19 protein-coding genes are annotated in these 21,197 nt (G+C 63.2%); 8 read left to right on the top strand and 11 right to left on the bottom strand.

Going from position 1 to position 21,197, the window contains the following annotated elements:
- Positions 1 to 70 precede the first annotated feature (70 nt).
- A complete protein-coding gene (locus tag HMPREF3172_RS04090; RefSeq protein WP_070515646.1) occupies positions 71 to 601 on the bottom strand; it encodes a MarR family winged helix-turn-helix transcriptional regulator in 531 nt (176 codons plus the stop codon).
- A 355-nt stretch (positions 602 to 956) separates the two neighbouring features.
- On the opposite strand from HMPREF3172_RS04090, the gene HMPREF3172_RS04085 reads away from it, so the two are divergent.
- The 7 genes from HMPREF3172_RS04085 to deoC all read left to right on the top strand — a co-directional run bounded on the left by HMPREF3172_RS04085 (position 957) and on the right by deoC (position 8,828).
- A complete protein-coding gene (locus tag HMPREF3172_RS04085) occupies positions 957 to 2,039 on the top strand; it encodes a BMP family lipoprotein (protein WP_070515643.1) in 1,083 nt (360 codons plus the stop codon).
- Positions 2,040 to 2,163: 124 nt separating this feature from the next.
- Positions 2,164 to 3,738, top strand: a complete 1,575-nt coding sequence (locus tag HMPREF3172_RS04080) for an ABC transporter ATP-binding protein (protein ID WP_070515641.1) — start codon at positions 2,164 to 2,166, stop codon at positions 3,736 to 3,738.
- Positions 3,735 to 5,066 (top strand): ABC transporter permease, encoded by a 1,332-nt coding sequence (locus HMPREF3172_RS04075; protein WP_070515638.1) that lies wholly within the window; start codon positions 3,735 to 3,737, stop codon positions 5,064 to 5,066. The genes HMPREF3172_RS04080 and HMPREF3172_RS04075 overlap by 4 nt, the downstream gene beginning before the upstream one ends.
- On the top strand, positions 5,063 to 6,337 hold the full coding sequence (locus HMPREF3172_RS04070; protein ID WP_062020316.1) for an ABC transporter permease: 1,275 nt from the start codon (positions 5,063 to 5,065) through the stop codon (positions 6,335 to 6,337). The genes HMPREF3172_RS04075 and HMPREF3172_RS04070 overlap by 4 nt, the downstream gene beginning before the upstream one ends.
- A 62-nt stretch (positions 6,338 to 6,399) precedes the next feature.
- Positions 6,400 to 6,825 carry a cytidine deaminase gene (locus HMPREF3172_RS04065; protein ID WP_070424496.1) on the top strand — a complete coding sequence of 142 codons (426 nt, stop codon included), beginning with the start codon at positions 6,400 to 6,402 and terminating at the stop codon, positions 6,823 to 6,825.
- 12 nt (positions 6,826 to 6,837) lie between these two features.
- Entirely contained in the window at positions 6,838 to 8,139 is a 1,302-nt protein-coding gene (locus tag HMPREF3172_RS04060) for a thymidine phosphorylase (protein ID WP_070515636.1), read from the top strand.
- Positions 8,140 to 8,153: 14 nt separating this feature from the next.
- A complete protein-coding gene (deoC, locus tag HMPREF3172_RS04055) occupies positions 8,154 to 8,828 on the top strand; it encodes a deoxyribose-phosphate aldolase (RefSeq protein ID WP_070515634.1) in 675 nt (224 codons plus the stop codon).
- Between the two features lie 224 nt (positions 8,829 to 9,052).
- Here the strand turns inward: deoC and HMPREF3172_RS04050 are convergent, their stop codons facing one another.
- Complete coding sequence (locus HMPREF3172_RS04050; RefSeq protein ID WP_070515632.1) at positions 9,053 to 10,873, bottom strand: phospho-sugar mutase; 1,821 nt, start codon at positions 10,871 to 10,873, stop codon at positions 9,053 to 9,055.
- Between the two features lie 3 nt (positions 10,874 to 10,876).
- Positions 10,877 to 11,704, bottom strand: a complete 828-nt coding sequence (locus HMPREF3172_RS04045; RefSeq protein ID WP_062020307.1) for a purine-nucleoside phosphorylase — start codon at positions 11,702 to 11,704, stop codon at positions 10,877 to 10,879.
- 165 nt (positions 11,705 to 11,869) lie between these two features.
- Here HMPREF3172_RS04045 and HMPREF3172_RS04040 point away from each other — a divergent pair, with 165 nt between their 5' ends.
- Positions 11,870 to 12,808, top strand: coding sequence for a histone acetyltransferase (locus tag HMPREF3172_RS04040; RefSeq protein WP_070515630.1), 939 nt, complete (start codon positions 11,870 to 11,872; stop codon positions 12,806 to 12,808).
- Between the two features lie 3 nt (positions 12,809 to 12,811).
- On the opposite strand, the gene HMPREF3172_RS04035 is transcribed toward HMPREF3172_RS04040, so the two are convergent.
- From HMPREF3172_RS04035 to HMPREF3172_RS04000, 8 genes are all read right to left on the bottom strand, one after another.
- The gene (locus tag HMPREF3172_RS04035; protein ID WP_141741570.1) at positions 12,812 to 16,336 is read right to left on the bottom strand and encodes an FtsK/SpoIIIE domain-containing protein; all 3,525 of its coding nucleotides are present in this window, start codon (positions 16,334 to 16,336) and stop codon (positions 12,812 to 12,814) included.
- A gap of 158 nt (positions 16,337 to 16,494) precedes the next feature.
- The gene (locus tag HMPREF3172_RS04030) at positions 16,495 to 16,929 is read right to left on the bottom strand and encodes a pilus assembly protein TadG-related protein (protein ID WP_141741569.1); all 435 of its coding nucleotides are present in this window, start codon (positions 16,927 to 16,929) and stop codon (positions 16,495 to 16,497) included.
- Positions 16,926 to 17,351: a hypothetical protein gene (locus HMPREF3172_RS04025; RefSeq protein WP_062020299.1), complete on the bottom strand. Its 426-nt coding sequence runs from the start codon at positions 17,349 to 17,351 to the stop codon at positions 16,926 to 16,928. The genes HMPREF3172_RS04030 and HMPREF3172_RS04025 overlap by 4 nt, the downstream gene beginning before the upstream one ends.
- Positions 17,348 to 17,803, bottom strand: a complete 456-nt coding sequence (locus HMPREF3172_RS04020; RefSeq protein ID WP_256173171.1) for a TadE family protein — start codon at positions 17,801 to 17,803, stop codon at positions 17,348 to 17,350. Before HMPREF3172_RS04020 ends, HMPREF3172_RS04025 begins: the two co-directional genes overlap by 4 nt.
- Positions 17,803 to 18,021 carry a hypothetical protein gene (locus HMPREF3172_RS04015; protein WP_019175994.1) on the bottom strand — a complete coding sequence of 73 codons (219 nt, stop codon included), beginning with the start codon at positions 18,019 to 18,021 and terminating at the stop codon, positions 17,803 to 17,805. The genes HMPREF3172_RS04020 and HMPREF3172_RS04015 overlap by 1 nt, the downstream gene beginning before the upstream one ends.
- 34 nt (positions 18,022 to 18,055) lie before the next feature.
- Positions 18,056 to 18,982, bottom strand: coding sequence for a type II secretion system F family protein (locus HMPREF3172_RS04010; protein ID WP_070515624.1), 927 nt, complete (start codon positions 18,980 to 18,982; stop codon positions 18,056 to 18,058).
- Complete coding sequence (locus tag HMPREF3172_RS04005) at positions 18,982 to 19,857, bottom strand: type II secretion system F family protein (RefSeq protein ID WP_070515622.1); 876 nt, start codon at positions 19,855 to 19,857, stop codon at positions 18,982 to 18,984. Before HMPREF3172_RS04005 ends, HMPREF3172_RS04010 begins: the two co-directional genes overlap by 1 nt.
- Positions 19,854 to 21,077 carry a TadA family conjugal transfer-associated ATPase gene (locus HMPREF3172_RS04000; RefSeq protein ID WP_070515621.1) on the bottom strand — a complete coding sequence of 408 codons (1,224 nt, stop codon included), beginning with the start codon at positions 21,075 to 21,077 and terminating at the stop codon, positions 19,854 to 19,856. Before HMPREF3172_RS04000 ends, HMPREF3172_RS04005 begins: the two co-directional genes overlap by 4 nt.
- Positions 21,078 to 21,197: the final 120 nt, after the last annotated feature.

Raw genomic sequence — 21,197 nt, 5'->3', positions numbered from 1 at the left:
GCGGACCCCAGCTGTTGGATGAATATGAGCTGTCGGCTCCTTGGGATTGAGTCCCGGTGCCGGCAGGCGGTCAGAGGATGCGGTCGCGCAGAGATTCGTAGAGGGACCGGTTGGCGTCTTCGAGCTTCTGCGTCAGTTCGAGGGCCTCTTCTGTTTTGCCCTCGTCGGCGAAAGCTGCCGCGTAGATTTTGCCAACCGAGCTGTAGAAGTCTGTGACGAGCTTCGCGGCATCTGCCGTGTAGCTGACTGCGATCCGACGCTTGTCGGCCGTGTCGCGTTCGCGCACCAGCAGACGGCGGGAGACCAGACGCTCAAGAATCGAGGTCAGGGTTGAAGCCGAAAGCGCTAGGCGTTCGCTGATGAAGCCGGGAGTGACGGTGGTGCGTTCGTCTGTCGCGTGGATGATCTCGGTCAGGACGGTGAAGTCAACGAGGTTGAGGCCGTGACGACGCGCGAAATGCGCCTGCGCGGTGCGAATGAGATTGGTCTGCGCCATATTGGCGTGAACCAGATGCGCAAGTTCCGCATTGAATTCAGAGTCCGACGGAAACTGCTGATTTCCGGCAGTGTCGAACAGGCGGTTAAGGGATTCCGGAAGCATGGGCCTCATCCTAATTGGGGAAGCTCGGTGATTTCTGAAAGCTTGTCCGTCTTTTGGGATTCAAAGAGCCTTGGAATCGGTGTTGATCAGTGAAAACGCCGAGAACTCGGGGGCGCTATTTCGGATAGCGAGATGCGAGTGTGCTGAAGATCACGCCCCGTTGACTCTTGCAATACCGGGCGCGCTGTGTCTCCGGCTAGGTGCTGAGCATCCCCTCACGAAATCCTGGGTGTTCTTCCAGTATTCTTGAAGGCGTAATATCACTGCACGCATCACGCGCGGGCTGTTCAGAAAGCTGTGCTTAGAGAGCTTCGATCGATCCCCTCGCACGGTGCGTCGTTCTAAGGAAGTGACTGTGAAGCGCAAATTCCTCGCTCCTGCCGTCGCCGTTTTCGCGACCGCAGCTCTCGCTCTTTCCGCCTGTGGCGAAGCCCCCGAAGGCGGCGCCGACGCCGAGAAGTCTGACTTCAAGGCATGCATCATCTCTGACGAAGGCGGTTGGGATGACAAGTCGTTCAACCAGTCGTCGAAGGACGGCTTCGACCGCGCCGTGAAGGACTTCGGCCTGCAGGAAGCAGTCGCCGAATCCAAGGACAAGTCGGACTACTCGCAGAACGTCGACACCATGGTGCAGAACGGCTGCAACATCATCTACGGTGTGGGCTACAACCTCGCTGCTGAGCTCGGCAAGTCGGCCGCACAGAACAGCGACATCGAATACGCGCTCGTCGACTCCTACTTCGCGGACGAAAACGGCGAAACCGTCGAATACGACAACGCCAAGCCGCTGGTGTTCAACACCGCTGAAGCCGCCTACCTCGCCGGCTACGTTGCTGCCGGCACTTCCGAAACCGGCAAGGTCGCAACCTTCGGCGGTATGCAGATTCCTTCCGTGTCGATCTTCATGGACGGCTTCGCTGACGGTGTGGACCGCTACAACGAAGACCACGACGGCAAGGTTGAACTGCTCGGCTGGGACAAGGAGAAGCAGAAGGGCTCGTTCGTCGGAAACTTCTCGGACCAGGGTCAGGGCCAGGCTCTGACCGACCAGTTCATTTCGCAGGGTGCTGACATCGTCATGCCCGTGGCAGGCCCCGTCGGCCTGGGTGCCGCTGAGTCCGCCAAGAAGCACGGCGATGTTTCGCTTGTGTGGGTTGACGCTGACGGCTACGAAACCACCGAATACGGCGACCTCATGCTGACCTCGGTGCTCAAGGAAATGTCGAACGCCGTCTACGACAGCGCCAAGGAAGCCTCCGAAGACAAGTTCACCGGCGAACCCTACGTCGGCGACCTCAAGAACGAAGGCGTGTCGATCGCTCCGTTCCACGACTACGAAGACAAGGTGTCGGACGAAGTCAAGCAGGGTGTCGAGAAGATCAAGCAGGAGATCATCGACGGCAAGACCAAGGTCGAAACCGAGAACGCTCCCAAGTGACCTTGCGCTGAGCGCAGGTCTCTGAAATGAGACACCGGTCCCGGCATGGAAGTGCGACTGCCGCTGTGCAGTTAGAATCTTCCTGCCGGGACCGTGCCTGTCCACACGTATTGAGGAGTAATCAGTGAAACTCACCCTCGAGGGAATCACGAAGAAGTTCGGTGAATTCACCGCCAACGATTCGATTGACCTCGTCGTCGAACCAGGCGAAATCCACGCACTTCTGGGCGAGAACGGTGCGGGCAAATCAACGCTCATGAACGTCCTCTACGGACTGTATGAGCCCACGGCCGGCCGCATCCTCATCGACGACGAACCCGTGTCTTTTTCGGGTCCGGGTGACGCTGTTGCGGCAGGCATCGGCATGGTGCACCAGCACTTCATGCTCATTCCCGTCTTCACGGTCGCGGAATCTGTGGCCCTGGGCTACGAGCCGACCAAGTCGCTCGGCCTTCTGGACCTCAAGCAGGCCCGGGAGAAAGTCAAGGAGATCTCGGCTCGCTTCGGCTTTGACATCGACCCGGACGCCTACATCGAAGATCTCCCCGTCGGCGCTCAGCAGCGCGTCGAGATCATCAAAGCGCTTTCCCGCGACGCAAAGGTGCTCATCCTCGACGAACCAACAGCGGTGCTGACCCCGCACGAAACCGATGAGCTCATCGAAATCATGCGCCAGCTCAAAGAGCGTGGAACCTCGATCGTGTTCATCACCCACAAACTTCGCGAAGTCCGCGCCGTTGCGGACTCCATCACCGTCATCCGCCGCGGTAAGGTCGTTGGCGAAGTCAGCCCCGAATCCTCAGAAGCCGAGCTCGCCTCGGCCATGGTCGGCCGCGAAGTGAACCTCAAATCCGACAAGACTCCTGCCGAACCCGGTGACGTCGCACTCAAGGTCACGGACCTGACGGTGCTGGACAAGAACAACCTGCCCGCACTCAACAATGTGTCGCTTGACGTGCGCCGCGGCGAAATCCTGGCGATCGCCGGTGTCGACGGTAACGGCCAGACCGAACTTGCCGAAGCGATCATCGGCCTGGAAACTCCAGCGGCCGGAACGATCGAGCTCGACGGTGTAAACCTCGAATCCTCATCGATCAAAGCCAGGCTCAACAAGGGCATCGGCTTCGTTCCCGAAGATCGTTCGACCGACGGCATCGTGGCCGGGTTCTCGATTGAAGAGAACATGATCCTCGACTGGTACGACCAGAAGCCCTACGCCAACGGACTGGCCCTCAACCCCTCTGCCATCCGCTCAGCCGCACTGGAAAAGGTTGAACAGTTCGACATCCGCTGCGGATCAGTCCAGGACCAGATATCCACTCTTTCCGGCGGTAACCAGCAGAAAGTTGTTCTGTCGCGCGAAATGGGGCGCGACCTGCGTCTGCTCGTGGCCAGCCAGCCCACCCGCGGTTTGGACGTCGGCTCCATCGAGTTCGTCCACAAGCGGATCATCGAAGAGCGTGACAACGGCACCCCGTGCGTCATCGTGTCAACAGAACTCGACGAAGTGCTCAACCTTGCCGACCGGATCGCCGTGATGTACCGCGGTCAGATCATCGGCACCGTGCCCGGCGGCACATCGCGTGACGTTCTGGGCCTCATGATGGCCGGTGTGCCCGAAGAAGAAGCCAACGCCCGCGTTGCCGACGGTTCGGCTGTGACAGAGGTCGGCCAGGCAGCCCAGGAGGACATCGTATGAATCAGAAGACCACTGCCGGCAGCACTGCCCGGGGCAGTGCGCGTCAGAGCATCATCCGCGGACTGCTGTCGGGCAGCTGGCTGGTATCGGTCCTGTCGATTGTCATCGCCCTGGTTGCCGGTGCCGTGCTCATCATCCTGGCCGACCCTGACGTGCAGCGGGCAGCCGGCTACATTTTCGCCCGTCCCAGTGACTTCTTCTATTACGCGTTCCACTCGGTTCTCGAAGCCTATTCGGCTCTCTTCCGAGGTGCCGTGTTCGACTGGAACGCGAATTCCTTTGTGCGCTCGATCCGCCCGCTGACCGAATCGCTGGTGTCGGGAACCCCGCTGATCCTCACCGCGCTCGGCATTGCACTGGCGTTCCGCTCAGGCCTGTTCAACATCGGTGGTCAGGGTCAGGTGATCTTGGGTGCGGTCTTCGGCGGTTACCTGGGCTACGCGATGCACCTGCCGGTTGTCCTGCACATGATCGTCGCACTTGCCGGCGGCATGCTCGCCGGCGCCATCTGGGCATCCATTGCCGGTGTGCTCAAGGCCAAGACCGGTGCGAACGAAGTGATCGTGACGATCATGCTCAACTCGATCGCGCTGTACCTCATGGCCTACCTGCTCAAACAGGAGTGGTACAAGCACAAAGAAGGGTCGATCCCGCTGACGGCGAACATCGATTCGACCGCGCACTTCTTCAAGATCCTGCCGGATCCGTTCCGCCTGCACATCGGCTTCATCATCGCGATCCTCGCCACTGCCATCATCTGGTGGCTGCTGGAGCGCTCCACCATCGGCTTCGAAATGCGCATGGTCGGACAGAACCCGGCCGCAGCTCGCACCGCGGGCATTTCAGTGTCGAAGGTGACGATCGTCGTCATGGCCATTGCCGGTGCGCTGGCCGGTGCCGGCGGCGCCAACCAGGTGCTGGCAACAGAAGGCAACGTCGGCGGCGGCATCGCCGGAACCATCGGCTTCGACGCCATCACGGTCGCTCTTCTGGGCCGTTCTCGCCCAATCGGCGTGTTCTTCGCCGGCATCCTCTTCGGCGGCTTCAAAGCCGGCGGCTACCTCATGCAGGCCCAGACCGGCACGCCGATTGACATCGTGCTCGTCGTGCAGTCGATCATCGTCCTGCTCATTGCGGCACCCCCGCTGGTCAGGGCCATCTTCCGCCTGCCGGAGCCCATTGAGAAGCGCCGTGAAGACACGAAGTCGAGCGGCACCTCGACAGGTGCAGCGGCGGCAGACTCGGCCGACGCGAAGGCCGAAAGCACAGAAGCGGCAGAGGCCGCACAGACCACAGCAGCCGCTGCCAAGGGCGGGGAGGAACGATGAGCACACAGACCAGCGTTCACAGCACCCAGAAGCTAGCACCGCGGGACTGGAAGTTCCCGGTTGTCTACGGTGTCCTGGCCTTCATCGCCCTGGTGGCCTTCGGCTTCGCTGCCGAAAGCGGCCGCAAGGCCACGTTCCAGCTTGGCCAGCAGGGCGACTTCTTCCACATCCCGAACATCACCGTCGATGCCAAAACCACCGGCATTGTGCTGGGTCTGCTGCTGGTAATCCTGGCCGGAGTGTCGTTCTGGGGTCAGCTCAAGCGCATCACAATCGGCAACTGGCTTCCCGTTGCCGTCGGCGTGCTGTTCGTCATCGCGTTCCTCGCCTGGTCGGGTGCCGGATCCGGCGTGATCCCCGCAACCTCGCTGCTCGCTGGTGCACTCGCCCTGTCGGTTCCGCTGATCTTCGGTGCCATGTGCGGCCTGGTAGGTGAACGTGCCGGCATCATCAACATCGCAATTGAAGGCCAGCTGCTGGCCGGTGCGTTTGTTGCAGCAGTCGTCGCCTCGCTTGTCGGCAACCCCTACGTAGGTCTTATCGCCGCACCGATCGGCGGTGTGCTCGTGGCAATCGTCCTGGTGTTCTTCGCGGTGCGCTACTGGGTCGATCAGATCATCATCGGTGTTGTCCTCAACGTCCTCGTAGTCGGTCTGACCAGCTTCTTCTTTTCGACCGTCCTGTCGGACAATCCGGAACAGTGGAACCGCTCCATGCGCCTTCCGGCGTTGCCCGTGCCCGTGCTGTCGGACATTCCGATCATCGGGCCGGTGCTGTTCAACCAGAACATCCTCGTGTACCTCATGTACATCCTCGTGGCCGTTCTGCAGATCGCGCTGTTCAACTCCAAGTGGGGTCTGCGCCTGCGCGCTATCGGCGAACACCCGCGCGCAGCTGACACCGTCGGCATCAACGTCAACCGCGGCCGCGTGCTCAACACCATCATGGCCGGCGCAATCGCCGGCCTGGGCGGCGCGTTCTTCACCGTCGGCTCGGGCCTGGCATTCGGCAAGGAAATGACCGCCGGACAGGGCTACATCGCCCTGGCCGCCATGATCCTCGGCAAGTGGAACCCGCGCGGTGCGCTCATGGCCGCGCTGCTGTTCGGGTTCGCCAAGAACCTCGGCAATTCGCTGTCGGCCATCGGCTCGCCCATCCCGCCGGACCTGCTGCTCATGCTGCCGTACATCGTCACGATCTTCGCCGTGGCAGGATTCGTCGGCAAAGTCCGCGCACCGGCCGCCGAAGGCATTCCCTACTCCAAGCAGTGATGCACATGCCAGGGAAGGCAAGCGGCACCTCGTCAGAAACCGGCGACAGCCAGCCCGGCACTATGCCGGGCGGTGTGACCGAACACGTGTGGGAGGACCTGCGCGAACAGGCCCGCCAAGCCATGCAGAACGCCTACGCGCCGTACTCCGGCTACCCGGTCGGAGTGGCAGCGCTCGTCGACGACGGCCGAGTGATCACCGGATGCAATGTCGAGAACGCCTCGTACGGACTGGGCCTGTGCGCCGAATGCGGACTCGTTTCCCAGTTGGCAGCCACCGGGGGAGGGAAGCTCGTCGCGTTCAGCTGCTGTGACGGCGAAGGCAAAAAGCTTGTGCCGTGCGGTCGCTGCCGGCAGCTGCTGTACGAATTCGGCGGCCCCGACCTCCTGCTTGACATGCCCAGCGGCATCCAACCGCTGTCCGTTGTGCTGCCCGAAGCATTCGGGCCCGACCACCTGGAAACGACAACCACCCAACCGCAACCCTGAGGAGCGTGCGACGTGGAAAAGTTCGACGCCGTAGACATCATCATCGCCAAGCGCGACGGCAAATCCCTGACAGACGAACAGATCGACTGGACAATCGACGCCTACACCCGCGGTGTCATCGCTGACGAACAGATGTCGGCACTGGGCATGGCGATCTTCCTCAACGGCATGGAATCCCGCGAAATCACGCGCTGGACGCAGGCCATGATCAACTCCGGGCAGACGCTGGACTTCTCCAGCCTGTCAGTGCCCACCACGGACAAGCACTCCACCGGCGGTGTGGGCGACAAGATCACGCTGCCGCTGGCCCCGCTGGTTGCAGTGTTCGATGTCGCAGTGCCCCAGCTGTCCGGCCGCGGACTCGGCCACACCGGCGGCACGCTGGACAAACTCGAAGCGATTCCCGGCTGGCACGGAGCGATTTCCACCGAGGGCATCGTGCAGCAGCTGGACGAGGTCGGCGCCATCATCTGCGAAACCACAGAAGGCCTGGCACCTGCAGACAAGAAGCTGTACGCGCTGCGTGACATCACCGGGATTGTCGACACGATTCCGCTCATTGCATCGTCGATCATGTCGAAGAAGATCGCGGAAGGCACAGAAGCTCTCGTCCTGGACGTCAAAACGGGTTCCGGTGCGTTCATGAAGGACCGCCAGAAAGCCGAAGAGCTTGCCCGCACCATGGTTAAACTCGGCAAGGCTGCCGGCACCGCAACATCCGCGTTCATCACCGACATGGACACTCCGCTTGGCCTGGCCGTTGGCAATGCGATCGAAGTTGAGGAAAGCGTCGAGGTCCTGGCAGGCGGCGGCCCGGCCGACGTCGTTGAACTCACCGTCGCACTGGCACAGGAAATGCTGGCACTGGTCGGCAAGGCAGACGTCGACGTTGCCGCAGCCCTCAAGGACGGACGCGCCATGGACAAGTGGCGCCAGATGATCAGCGCACAGGGCGGCGACCCGGACGCGAAGCTGCCGATGGGCCGCGAAAGCCACGTTGTCACGGCTGCCGAATCCGGTGTTCTCACCCGCCTTGACGCTCTTTCGGTCGGCCAGGCATCGTGGCGGCTGGGAGCCGGCCGCGCCCGTCCGGGTGACGCTGTCCAGGCCGGTGCGGGCATCCGCCTGCACGCCAAGCCCGGTGACGCCGTCGAAGCCGGCGCGCCGCTCATGACCCTGTACACCGATGAAGCCCCGCGCTTCGACCGAGCCCTCGAAAGCCTCGAGGGGGCAACTGCGATCGCCCCGGCAGGAAGCCCGGAAGCGACAGCGGCTGCCGAATCCACCTCGGTCATCTTCGACCACATCAAGTGAACTCAAGGAGCATTATGAAGAAGACCGATGTCGCAGCGATGATCGACCACACGCTGCTCAAGCCTGAATCCACCCCGGAAGACTTTGCCGCGCTCGTTGAGGAAGCCAAGAGCCTCGGCGTGCTTGCCGTGTGCGTGTCGCCGTCGGCTCTGCCGCTGAAGGACACGGGCGACCTTGTGATCGCCACTGTCTGCGGGTTCCCCTCCGGTGCTGTCGCACCCCAGATCAAGGCTGCCGAGGCGGCGCTGGCTGTCGAACAGGGCGCTCAGGAAGTCGACATGGTCATCAACATCGGTGCGGCCAAGGCCGGCCTGTGGGATGACGTGGAAGCTGACATCCGCGGTGTTGTTGAAGCAGTTGCAGATGCTGCCAAGAAGGCCGGGCACGATGCTCTGGTCAAGGTCATCATCGAATCCGCAGAGCTTGAAGACGACGAAATCGTCGCCGCCTGCGAAGCCTCGGTGCGGGCCGGCGCCCACTTCGTGAAGACCTCCACCGGCTTCCACCCGGCTGGCGGAGCTTCGGCACACGCCGTGGCCATCATGCGCAAGACCGTCGGCGACGCCCTGGGCGTTAAAGCCTCCGGCGGCATCCGATCGGCAGAAGCTGCACGCGAAATGATCGAAGCCGGCGCATCCCGCCTGGGACTGTCCGGTTCCGCCGCAGTGCTGGAAGGCTTCGAAGACTGAGGTTTTGGCTTCGGTTCTAGATTGACTCGGCTGCGGGGTGTTTTGCCTGCGGACTGCACGGAAACACGCGTCAGATGAAAAACACCCCTTAGCCGCAAAAACTCCCAATAGCAACAAATCCACCCGCTAGCCGCACGGCTAACGGGTGGATTTGTGGTTTCAGGGTGTGGTTCCGCGGTGTGCCGAGGTTCGGCGGTCGGTCCGCGCGCTTTCGGCGTGAGCTTTTACAGCCCCAGGTATGCGCCGAGTGCGGCTGAGAGTGCGGACAGGCGCTGGCGGCATTCTGCAACCGCGGTGCGCACGTCCTCGGGGGAATCGAAGCCATCAGCCGGTGCGACCGTTTCCAGGTAGCACTTGAGCTTCGGTTCGGTTCCCGACGGACGGATGATGATCCGGTCACCGCCTTCCAGGCGCAGTTTGATGCCGTTGGTGGGCGGAAGCTCATCGCTGCCGGCGGCAAGGTCGATGACCTCAACAACATCCAGCCCGGCAAGTTCGGCAGGAGGAGTGCTGCGCAGTGAGTCGACAGCCGCGGTGATCTTGTCGACGTCCTCAAAGCGGAAGGTCAGTGGGGCAGTGAGGAAAACGCCGTCGCGCTGGCGAATGTCATCCAGCTGATCTTCAACGGTCAGTCCCGTGCTCTTGAGCTTGGAGACCAGACCGGCGAAGACGACGGCCGCACTGATGCCGTCCTTGTCGCGCACAGCCTCAGGGTCGACGCAGTAGCCGAGCGCTTCCTCGTAGCCGTACACCAGGCCGGGTACGCGGGTGATCCACTTGAAACCGGTCAGCGTTTCCCGGTGCGCAATGCCGCGGTTGGCCGCCAACTGGGCAACAGCGGTTGAGGACACGATCGAGTTCGCCATGACGCACGTTTCGCCCATTGCCTGGCGTGAGCGCACGGTTCCGGCCATGAATTCGGCCAGCAGGAGCCCCACCTCGTCACCGGAAAGCTGGCGGTAGCCGCTGTCCTCCCGCGGATCCGGGATGGCGGCCGATACGCGGTCGGCATCCGGGTCGTTGGCGATGATGAGGTCTGCCCCGACCTCGCGCGCCTTGGCGAAGGCGAGGTCGAGCGCACCGGGTTCTTCCGGGTTGGGGAATGCGACGGTGGGGAAATCGGGGTCGGGCTGGTGCTGCTGGTCGACTACGTGAACATCCGTGAAGCCGGCCTGTTCAAGAACACGCAGCGCTGTCTGGCCGCCCACACCGTGCATGGCGGTGTAGACGATCGTCAGCGGTTCAGTTTGGCGGGCACCGGCCATGTCGGTGAATTCGGCAAGCCGGTCGGTGTAGGCCTCGAGCACCTCGTCGCCCAGTTCCGTCCAGCCGGTGTCCGGCAGGTCCATGCCGCCGACAGACGGCACCTCGGCGATTTTGCCGGCAATGAACGCGTCGAAAGGTTCGACGATCTGCGCGCCGGCACCTGCCGTGAGCGCTTCGAGCTCAGCGTCGGTGAGTTCGCGTCCGTCGGCGTCTGCGGCAGCGCGAGCCGCGCCGATGAGGGGCCGCTCTCCAAGGTAGACCTTGTAGCCGTTGTCTTGGGGCGGGTTGTGGCTGGCGGTGACCATGACGCCGGCGTCGGTGCCCAGGTGCTTGACTGCGAAGGCCAACAGCGGTGTGGGCAGCTGTGCCGGTAAGAGCATGGCGTGGCCGCCGGCCTGGGTGACGACGGCGGCGGTGATGCGGGCGAAGTCAGCCGATCCGTGGCGGGCATCGCAGCCGATGGCGACGGTGAAGCCCTCACCGACAACATCGCGCAGAGCCGCCGCGAGTCCTGCGGCCGCGCGGGTGACGACGGCGGCGTTCATGCGGCTGGGGCCGGGCCCGATTTCGCCGCGCAGGCCGGCCGTGCCGAACTGCAGGAGGCCCTGGAAGCCTTCGGTGATGTCGGCGATTGCGCGGTCGGCAGCTTCGCCGGGTTCGCCCGTGGCGGCATCCAGCTGCTTCTGCAGGGCTGCGGCGGTAACGGGGTTGGGGTCGTCAGCGATCCATGCTTTGACGATTTCGGGGTCGAAGCCGTCTGTGAAGCGGTCGGCGATCATGGCTCAGCGCTCCTGTCGGGGCAGTTCGGCCATCGTGCTGACGGCTTCGGCCAGCAGCGCTGAGATGCGCGGTCCTGCGGCCTGTCCGGCTTCGATGACTTCGGCGTGCGACAGGGGAGTGGCGGACACTCCGGCACCGAGGTTGGTGACCAGCGAAATGCCCACGACTTCCAGTCCTGTGGCACGGGCTGCGATTGCTTCGAGGGCGGTCGACATGCCGACGAGGTCAGCGCCGAGGGTGCGGGCCATGCGGACTTCCGCCGGGGTTTCGTAGTGCGGGCCGGGGAACTGTGCGTAGACGCCGTCTTTGAGTTCGGGATCGACACCGCGCAGAATGTCGCGCAGGCGCGGGGAGTAGAGGTCCGTCAGGTCAACGAAGTTTGCACCTTCGAGCGGGCTGACGGCGGTGAGGTTGAGGTGGTCGCTGATGATGACCGGGGTGCCGGGGGCGAACTCTTCTGAGGTTGAGCCGCAGCCGTTGGTCAGCACGAGCTTGTCTGCCCCGGCGGCCGCTGCGGTGCGGACTCCGTGGGCGACTGCGCGTACGCCGCGGCCTTCGTAGTAGTGGGTGCGCGCACCCAGGACGAGGGCGACTTTGTCGCTGTTCTTCAGGCGGATGGAGCGCAGGGTGCCGCCGTGGCCGGCAACGACCGAGGCGTGGAATCCGGGGACTTCTGCCGCCGGGGTTTCGGCGATCGTGTCGCCCAGCAGGTCCGCTGCGCTTCCCCAGCCGGAGCCGAGAACCAGTGCGATGTCGTGTTTGTCGACACCGGCTGCCGAGTTGATGACCGCTGCGGCCTTTTCGGCCGTTTCCATGGGGTTGTCCGTCATCTGAGCCTCCGTGGGCGAGGTATTCGAAGTCATGTCATAACGGTATCGGAATGCGCTTCCGTCAGGCACTGCGAGACACCGCGGGGCTGGTCACATCTGCCGGGGCCGGGCGTTGGGGTGGGCGGGCCTAAAATGGTGGGGTCAGCTGCCTTGGAAGGACTTTGTATGCGCATCCGCCCTTTTGTCGACGGTGACGATCTCAAGCTCAACACGATCCTTGGTGATCCGCAGAACCCTGCCGCCCACATGGCGCGTTCGCTTTTCCGCGCGGATGCTGATGTTCCTGTCAGCCGGGCTGTTGTTGCCGAAGCGGCCGATGATGTGCTGGTCGGTGCTGCTGCGGTGGCACAGTCGCCGGCCCACCCTACGCGTGCGTGGGCACATGTTGAGGTCGCCTCAACTGATGAACGACGAGGTGTCGGTTCGGCTCTGCTGAGCGCCGCACGCGAGTCTGTTGTCGGCACGGATCTGGAGGGGCTGCCGTTGCGGGCTCGGGTGGAGCCGGGCACGCCGGGAGCGCAGGCCGCTGCAGCCTGGGGCTTTTCGTCGCTGTTTCGCACCAGGGTGGTCCGCATTGAGGCTGCCGGGCTGGGTGGTTTGGGTGCTGACCGGTTGGAGGATTTCGAGGTGACCGCCACCGGTTCTGTCGCGCTGACTCAGGCGTTCGGCAGTTGGTATGCGGGCGTTAATCGCGCTGACCGTCCGGCTGATATGACGATTGGTCAGGTCAATCAGCGTTTTCTGTCTGAGGCAACCGGCGCACACGGGGCTGCGCTTATGCGCCGCGATGGTCAGATCACGGCTTTTGCAGTGTCGTTCCCCGCGATTGACGACGGTGAGGACGGTGCCACCGAGCTGACCGTCGGCGCTGTTTATGACGGCTCTGCTGACGGTGATGCTGGCGAGGCGGTGTCGGCTGATTCTCCTGAGTTCCAGGCTGCGCTGGAGGACACGGGCGCTCTCATTGCGCGTCTGTCGACTGACACCCCGGTTGTGGTCGAGGTAACGGACGAAATGCCGGTGCTCTCAACGCTGATTGACGGTCTGGTGGAGGCCGGCAAAGCACGCGTGCTCTACGAGTACGACACGGTTGCCACCAGTTGACTGTCATAGCGGGGCTCTTTCCTGCAGCTGTATCGGTATTGCGGCAGTCCGCGTGATGAACCATGCAATACCCGGTGGAGTAACGGGCAGGTGCCGCAGACCGAGGTTTTCCAATTCAGATTGAGCCCTGGCGCCCACGATGATTCTGGGGCCCAGTGCGCTCGCTTGGGCGGCGGGCGATCCATAGGGCAGCTGTTCATGCAGACCCCACCCAAGCACTGCCCTTTCTGCCGTCATCGCCGGCGCGATGTCACCTGGGAGTGCATCGGCCGCACTGAGCTGTGTGAAACAGTCGGGCAGCTCAGCGGAAGTAAGGGTGGCGGCGATACTCTGTCGCACTTCTGCCGGACCGATGATGCTCAGCACGTGGCCGTGCTCTTCTGCGTTCCACACAACAGGCTCGCCGCAGGGGCCGTAGCCGAGAGCACCAGGAGTTGGGGTGCGCCCGATGCCCCACGGCAGCGGGGGAGTAGCCTCTGCACAAGCACCCGGAGACCCCGCAGTGCTCGCGCCGGCAGCACCAGCCGTCCCCTCCGTGTAGGCGATCTGCACATCGACCCCGTCGGGCCCGATGACATCGGCGTCCCACTGAGGCAAGCCCTCATCTGCACGCGCTTCACCGCAGTCGGTGTGTGGGGCAATGAGAACAGCCCGTCCCGTGGCAGGGAAGCCGTCGAAACGGTGATTGCTGAGTCCCAGAAACACCGTGTCCCCATCGGAGGCCGGTGGGAAGAAAAGCCGTCGGCTGATCGATGCGCCGACTTTTGAGCTCAGTGTCCTGCGGTCACACACGATGACGGCCGAGGTGTCACTCAGCAGCGCTTCGAAGCGCATGAGGATGTGCGGTTGAGAAGTCAGGTGTTCGAAGTCGTCAATGAACACTCGCGGCCGTCCACCAGACGCAACCGTCTGCTCAATCCTGCCGAGCGCGTATTCCACCAGCCACGCATCAGCGTGATTGACCACGAGCAATCCCCTCCGGCAGCACGAAGGCCCATCCCGCGTGAAGAAAACACTGTCCGGAGACTGAGCTGCCGTACCACCCTGAGTCCCCGTACTGTCCTGGGAAAACACGCGGGCCAGAAGCCACAGCAAAGAAGATTTCCCCGTGCACGGCCCGCCGACGATCGCCGTGCTGAGATCCGCCTGGGGCGTCCAGTCCACAACGGTCTGCCGGTCGGGCAGATCAATGAGTCCCACCGGCCCCGATCCGTTCAGCGGCAAAACCTCAGGCAGAGTTTCCGGGGTGATTCGCCGGGTGTTCCTCGGCCGTGCTGTCTGCAGCAATTGCTGCAGGATCGGCACCGGCGGTGCCTCGACCTCAATACTGCACGCACCCGAGGCGGATCCGACTTCGCGCTCGCCAGTGTCGAGCCGGCGCCAGCTCACCTGGGCAGACGCGTCAGCGGGAATGTCCAGACTGGCCGCGCGGAACATATCGCTTCGGTGACCGGTGGATATGCAGCCCATCCCGGGCCGGTCCGGAAGGAAGTCAGCCGCAACAGCAGAATCGAGCACTTCGAGTGAGTCAGAAGCATCCCGTACGCGCATGCAGATGCGCAGAGCGATGTTTGTGCGCATGCGCGATGTGATGACTCCGGAAGGCTTCTGCGTGGCCAGCACTATGTGGATGCCAAGCGACCGTCCCAAGGCCGTGAGGGATTCCAGCGCTTCAACACCGGGTGGAAAGTCGGCCGTCAGCACCTGGAACTCGTCAATCACAACAACGATTCGCGGAAGCAGCGGCCCGGCTTCAGTCTGATTGTGGGCGTCAATGTCGGGGCATCCGGAGGCTTTGAGCACGCCTTCGCGATAGCGGACCTCCGCCTGAACGCTGCGCAGAGTGCGCAGGGCTGAACGCAGGTCCAGATTGTCCGAACACGATTCGACGTGCGGCAGCTCGGCCAGGGACGAGAACGCCGCTCCGCCCTTGAAGTCCATGAGGATCAACCGCAGCTCATCCGGCCGTCGACTGCGGCACAGAGCGGCAATCCACGTCTGCAGGAGGACTGACTTTCCGCTTCCCGTGGTGCCGGCAACAAGCGCGTGGGGACCATCAGTGAACAGATCAGCGGAAACCGGGCCGTCCGGGCCCAGGCCGATGGGCACCTCGGCCCGCGTGCACTGGGAGGCCAACTCGTCGAAACTGACCGGTTCCGACCATGCCTCGTCCGTGCCAGACGTGTGCGGGCACAAGCTGAGGAACCTTCCGGTGGACATGCGCGCGGGATTGATCGCGCCGGGCTCCGGCATCGTCGCAGGTGACGTGGCTGCCTGCACGATCCGGGCCGTGCGGGCAGACGCTTCAACCACAACTGAACTCTTGGCCTCAGCGCCGGCTACGGCAATCCGGTCGTGGTCAACCGTGATGGCTACAGCCGCCTCGCTGTCGACACAGTTGTCTCCATACACGCAGGGGCAGACGGGCAAAACAGTCAGCAGTTCCGGGGTGCGTCGGGCTGCGGCACGGCCGTGGACAACAATCGCGGCAGCACTGAGTGGGGCGCACAGAGCCCGGACAATCGGCACGGCCTCAGCACCGCAGAGGACAACCGAGTGTTCCCGAAGGTCGATGTTGATAGGCGCCTGGGCCTGAATTCTGCGGCTGGCAGCATCGATCGGCAGCACGGTTCTGCCCTCGAGTGTCTGGCACGCGGCACGGTAGTCGTCATCCCACGATTCATCCGGTTCGGGTGGTTCGGCGACCGCCGCGGGAAGGAGAACCGTCCCGTAGCCGATGCACACCGTCAGCCGGTCACGACTGGGCGGAATCTTCGCTTCGGCCGCTCGCTGCTCTACCGTTTCTGCAAGCGTGCGCAGACTGGCGGCATAGGAACGCAGACCTTCGGCTGACTGCCTGCGGATGCGCCGCCGCTCTGTAAGCAGCTGCAGTCCCGCGCTCAGCGGGCCGGACAGGCTGAAGGCAAGAAACCACCACACTTGCATGGCCATCGCCAGGGCAATCCCTATGACCAGTGGAATGACCAGATGCAGAATCGACGGGCGGTTCAGCTGTGCGACCCGTGGCGGTTTCGGCCAAGGAATGACGGCGTTGTTGACGGTTTCGGGCTGCCCGTCGTCAATAACCACGACGCTGCTGCCGACCGTATTCGTGCCGAACCGCAGCTGCTGCGGAGTGCGCGATGCAAAAGGGTCCTGCAGACAGAAATCAGCGCGTTCGCTGCGACCGACCGTGACAGTGTGCGGCGGCAGTGCGAAAGAAAAACCAGCGTCCGGCCCTGCCACGATCGTGGCGGCAGGCTGGACTCCGGTGAGCCTCGCACGCACGTCGAGCTGGCTGGGACGACTGACGATAGTCGCCGGATGCTGGGAACACCACTGCCGCCAGGTTTCCGAGGTGGGGCGAGAGTGTTCGCCATCGGACCGGACTGCCCACGCCCCGACAGAATCACCCGCGGTGTGGCGGGTGAAGGCGGCTAGAACATCAGCGGCGCTCGCACGGTCAGGAGCACTGAGCGAAAACGACGCGTGCCCCTGTCCGGTGACGTGAACGGTTGTCTGAGCCATGCTTGGAACATAGGCGAGCTGAGCATCGCCGCACACCCCAATGTGAACCCCTGTGGATTGCACGCGTCCTGTCCACAGAGCGCGGAACAGAAGTCAGCGACCCACAAGCCCCCACAGAAGCCGACCCTAAAAGACCATGCCGGGCGGCACCTCGTGATTCACCGGGATTCGGGATCGAGCAACGCACCCTCAACTGTGACTGCGGCGCGCAAGGGGAATCCTTTGGGCACAAAAGGGCTGATGAGAACCGGTTTGTAGCCGGCGGTGAGTTCAACGGACACGTGATTGGCGTCGGTGGTGTGCGCTCGCACGCGCATGCTTGTCCACCGGGAATCGTCGGCGGACTGCCGGATGTAGCGGCTGGCGGCACTTTCAATATCGGCGTTGGTGAAGAACAGGGACGGCTGTTCGGTCAGCCCCGGTGTGTAGGAATCCGCGGCGGCCAGAGCAGCTGAATCTGCCATGGCGAACAGCTTGCGGTGGGCCATGTAGATGTCGGTGATGACGACCGCAATGATGAGCAGGGCCAGGGCGATGCTCATAAACCCAATGGACAGAGGCATGATCGAGCCGCGATCCCTGCGCCTGCTCATGGCCTGACCTCACCGAATGCCGCAACAATGTCGGCGTGTTCCGACTGGACGGTGATCCCGGCTTTCCCACCGGACGTCAGCCAGCGGGGGATTCCGGGCAGCGGAACAGTAGATTCCACAGTCGCCGTCACACGAGTCCCGTCTTTCTGGCAGTCTCCGGCGCAGTCAAAGCGGATGGTGTATTCGGCAGATTCCAAGCCGAAATCAGCAAAGTGCAGCTGGGCGGACTGGTGTGCGCGCTCCTCGGCTGACTGCGGATAGCGGGCTGCTGCGCGTGCGGCATCGACCGCGGAAGCCTGGGCCGCGTAGGCGGCTGACTGCACCTGTGAAAACGCGAGTGCCCCGTACACCAGGGGAATGATGAGTACGACCGAGGCGAAGATGAACTCGATCGGGGCCCGCCCGGAATCCGCTTTTCTCACGACGGATCCTCCATCAGGGCACGCCCGCGCAGCTCCCACACACCGCCGGGACCCAGGAACCCGACCACGGGAACAGGGGTGCGGATTGTGACGGTGACGAGCCCCGCCTCGTGGTCTTCTTCGACAGTGATGTCTTCGGCGTAGCTCGGTGAAATCGCGGTGGTGATGAGTTCGCGGGCGACCTCTGCACCTTGGTCTGGAGTGTGTCCGACCAGGCTGGCATGTCGGGCGCCGGCAAGAGCTGAATCCGTGACCGTGTTGCGCACGTGGATTGCCAGCACAATCTGCAGGACAGCCGCAAAAACCAAACTCAGCAGTGCTGCGACGAGGACGAATTCGGCAACCGCGTTGCCCGCATCGGCTCTGCGTGCGGGTGTTCTTCGCGGGCGCACTGTAAGGGCCGTCGAGGTGTGGGCAGGTGCCCTATGAGAGGGCACTGTGCGGGTGGTCATCAGCCCGCGTTGCGGACCTTGTTCATGGAATCTTGGAAGAAGCCGGTGAATGCTTCGCCGGCCAATGCCCACAAGCCGACCACGAGGGCCGCTGTCATGACTGTGATGAGCACCCAGCCCGGCACATCGCCTCGGTCAGAACGGCTGCGTCGCCCAGTGGTGGGTGGGAAGACGGCGGCTGCGAATGCCAGCAGGTGTGCGGTGAATCGGTCAAACATGAGTTCTCCTTTGAACTTGTGTTGGAGCAAGCAGTTACGGTCCCAGCTGCAGGACCGCAAGCGATGGATAAACGGCGAAGATGACGGTGATCGGCAGGACGAAGGCGACAACGGGAACGAGCATTCCGACTTCTTTGCGGCCTGCCAGTTCCATGAGTGAACGGCGGCCTTCAGCACGGACATCCGCGGCTTGGGCACGCAGAACCTCTGATAGGGGAGTACCGCGAGCGATGGCGACGGCAATCCCATCGACGAACTGGCTCAGGCTGCGCACACCGGAGCGCTGCGCCATGGTGTCCAGGGCTTCTACCAGGGGTGTTCCGGTGCGTGCCTCCGCCAGTGCTGCCTGCAGTTCGCGGCTGAGTTCCCCCGTTGTTGTGCGGCAGATGCGCTCAAGGGCATCGACGGTTGATTCGCCGGCGGTGATGGACAGTGCAAGCAGTTCGGCAATTGTGGGGAACTCCGCGAGGATGCGCTGTTCGCGGCGGCGGACGGCGCGGGTGAGCAGCCAGTCGTTGAAGAAGTGTCCGGCAACGCCGAACAGGACGAGCATGGCGATGACCAACACGGGATGGAAGCCCCGTGCGGCAGAAAGGCCGACTGCTGCCGCAATGCCGAGCACAGTTCCGGCGGCGGTCCAGGCGATCTGCTGGGCACGGAAACGCTCAACCGTGGCGTGAGGGCCCAGGCGCTCCAGTCGGCTGCGCACTCCGGCATCCGTTGTCAGCCGTTCACCCAGCCAGCTGGCGGCCTTGCCGATGACTGTGCCGATGAACCCGCGCAGTCCTCCGGTGTCAGGTGCAGAAAGCGAGTACATGCGGCCGACAGTTTTCGATTCCCGCATGTAGGGCGCCAAGCGGTCCTCAAGGCTGGGGCGGCGCATAATCGGCAGGGCCATGACGAGGTTGGCGGCGGCAATTCCGATGAGCACGCCCAGAGCAATGACAACAATGGGAGACATCAGGACCTCAGAACCCGCGGTTCTTCCGGCAGCCGGCCGATGCGCTTCATGGCTGAATAAGCGGTGAGTGACACCACCAGGCCGACGGCCAGCAGCACTGCGCCGCGCGGTGAACTGTAGGCAGCAGCGGCTTCCGGGCGGGTGGCGAGCATGCCCAGAACAACCCACGGGGCGGCCACTGCCAGACGCGCACCCGTGACGGTCCACGATTGGCGTGCCGTGAGTTCTGCCCGGGTGCGTGAGTCTTCGCGCAGGAAGTGGCTGAGGGTTTTCAGCAGGGTGCCCAGATCAGATCCGCCGACATCGCGTGTGACTCGCAGTGCTGCCACAATCCGATCAGCGACGGGGTCGGCGGCTGCGTCTTTCAAACGGTCCAATGCGACTGAGAAAACACCTGTTGCGCGGTATTCGCGGGCGAACACGGCGAAGACGGGCCGCAGCCCTTCGGGTCCGCGTTCAGCAAGAGCGGCAACGGCTTCTGGCAGCGAGAGTCCGGCGCGCACACCGGAACTCAAATGATCGACTGCCTGCGGCCACAGGTCACGGCGGCTGAAAGCGGTTTTGCGAGCTTTCGCCTTCAAAGCAGCAAAAGGCGCAGCTGCGGAAAAGATGCCAAAGCACACGGCAATTGGCAGGGCGTTTGTCACGACCCATACCGTGAACATCGTCAGTACGGCGGCAAGGACAGCGGCGACGAAAACATGTGCCGGTTTCAACCGGTGGAACCCGGCCGTCTTGAGCTGGTCTTCGAGGTTCTGTATAAAGCCGAACGTGTGTTTGCGCTTCGGCGGACCTTCCCACATGGCCAACCACAGCAGGGCCAGCCCGGTGCCGATTCCCACACCGCACATGACGGCGGTTGCCGAGGCGCTCATGCGTTCTCCAGAATCTGGTGGATGTTCAGCCCCATGCGGGAGAAGCGCTCGCCCAGGTGCGTAAACCCGGTGCCGCGGACGAGGGTGCCGTTCACGGTGTGGAAAACGCTTTCGAGTTCGACGACGCCGTTTTCCATTCCGCCGGGCACCGCCGCGATTTCTACGACCCGGCGGGAACCGTCAGCGTTCAGAGCCAGGTGTACGACCAGGTCGAGAGCCGCCGCAACAGTGGGTGTGACGAATTCGGAGCCGATATTCGGTCCGGCCAGCAGCGGCAGGGTGCACAGCTTCGTTACGGCGGTGCGCGCTGAGTTCGCGTGGATGGTGCCCATGCCGGGCAAACCGGAGTTGAGAGCAATGAGCAGGTCGAAGCTTTCTGCTTGGCGGACTTCGCCGACGACTATCCAGGTGGGCCTCATGCGCAGGGCCTCTTTGACGAGGTCGCGCAGTGTGACTTCACCGGTGCCCTCCAGGGATGCTTGCCGGCACTGCATGGGCACCCAGTCGCGGGTGGGAATGGCCAGTTCGAAGACTTCTTCACAGGAGATCACCCGTTCGCGTGCCGGGATGGAGCCGGCAAGCGCGTTGAGCATTGTTGTTTTGCCGGCTTGGGTTGCTCCGGAGACCACGATGTTGGCTCCGGCTTTGACCGCGACGTCGAGGAATCGTGCCGCTGCCGAGGTGAGGGAACCTGTTCTGACCAGGTCGTCTAGACTGCGGGTCTTCTTGATGAACTTGCGGATGTTCACCGAGGGGTGGCGGCGTGTGATGTCCGGCAGGACCACATGCAGGCGGGAACCGTCGGGAAGGCTCGCGTCGACGAACGGCTGGGAAAGGTCGACGCGACGGCCGCTGGTGCGCAGCATCTTTTCGATCAGTTCGTAGACGTCGGTCTCGCTGAGGACGAGCGTGGTGAGTTCGCTGACGCCGTCGCGGCTGATGAACACTTTGTCGGGACTGTTGATCCAGATTTCTTCGACTTCTGGGTCGTCGAGGAAGCGCTGCAGGGGTCCGAAGCCGGTGAGGTCGTCGACTATCCGCTGGAATGCCTGTTCGGGGTCATCCAACAGAGGGAGTGATCCGCTGAGCGTGTGTTCGTCGTAGGCGGCGATGACATCGCGGATGAGTGCCCGTGTGGGTTCGGGTTCCATACGAGGGTCGAGTCCGCGAAGCCTGACAGCATCGCGGACCTGTTCGGCGATGATGTCTGTGGCATCCATGCCGGCTCAGCCTCTTCCTGTCCTCTGCATAGCCGTGCTTCTTTGCACGGCAAGTTCGGTATTTCGAAATATAGAGGACGTTTCGCCTGATAGCTACGGGTTGCGAAGAATCTGTGGATA

Source organism: Brevibacterium sp. HMSC08F02, from assembly GCF_001807555.1.
Taxonomy (GTDB): Bacteria; Actinomycetota; Actinomycetes; order Actinomycetales; family Brevibacteriaceae; genus Brevibacterium; species Brevibacterium ravenspurgense.
This window is presented reverse-complemented; position numbering and strand designations above follow the sequence as displayed.

Bases quoted from the DNA above. Each gene is read 5' to 3' on its own strand.
- HMPREF3172_RS04090 (WP_070515646.1), bottom strand. From the start codon at position 601: ATGCTTCCGGAATCCCTTAACCGCCTGTTCGACACTGCCGGAAATCAG.
- HMPREF3172_RS04075 (WP_070515638.1), top strand. From the start codon at position 3,735: ATGAATCAGAAGACCACTGCCGGCAGCACTGCCCGGGGCAGTGCGCGT.
- HMPREF3172_RS04070 (WP_062020316.1), top strand. From the start codon at position 5,063: ATGAGCACACAGACCAGCGTTCACAGCACCCAGAAGCTAGCACCGCGG.
- HMPREF3172_RS04065 (WP_070424496.1), top strand. From the start codon at position 6,400: ATGCCGGGCGGTGTGACCGAACACGTGTGGGAGGACCTGCGCGAACAG.
- deoC (WP_070515634.1), top strand. From the start codon at position 8,154: ATGAAGAAGACCGATGTCGCAGCGATGATCGACCACACGCTGCTCAAG.
- HMPREF3172_RS04050 (WP_070515632.1), bottom strand. From the start codon at position 10,873: ATGATCGCCGACCGCTTCACAGACGGCTTCGACCCCGAAATCGTCAAA.
- HMPREF3172_RS04045 (WP_062020307.1), bottom strand. From the start codon at position 11,704: ATGACGGACAACCCCATGGAAACGGCCGAAAAGGCCGCAGCGGTCATC.
- HMPREF3172_RS04040 (WP_070515630.1), top strand. From the start codon at position 11,870: ATGCGCATCCGCCCTTTTGTCGACGGTGACGATCTCAAGCTCAACACG.
- HMPREF3172_RS04035 (WP_141741570.1), bottom strand. From the start codon at position 16,336: ATGGCTCAGACAACCGTTCACGTCACCGGACAGGGGCACGCGTCGTTT.
- HMPREF3172_RS04030 (WP_141741569.1), bottom strand. From the start codon at position 16,929: ATGAGCAGGCGCAGGGATCGCGGCTCGATCATGCCTCTGTCCATTGGG.
- HMPREF3172_RS04020 (WP_256173171.1), bottom strand. From the start codon at position 17,803: ATGACCACCCGCACAGTGCCCTCTCATAGGGCACCTGCCCACACCTCG.
- HMPREF3172_RS04015 (WP_019175994.1), bottom strand. From the start codon at position 18,021: ATGTTTGACCGATTCACCGCACACCTGCTGGCATTCGCAGCCGCCGTC.
- HMPREF3172_RS04010 (WP_070515624.1), bottom strand. From the start codon at position 18,982: ATGTCTCCCATTGTTGTCATTGCTCTGGGCGTGCTCATCGGAATTGCC.
- HMPREF3172_RS04005 (WP_070515622.1), bottom strand. From the start codon at position 19,857: ATGAGCGCCTCGGCAACCGCCGTCATGTGCGGTGTGGGAATCGGCACC.
- HMPREF3172_RS04000 (WP_070515621.1), bottom strand. From the start codon at position 21,077: ATGGATGCCACAGACATCATCGCCGAACAGGTCCGCGATGCTGTCAGG.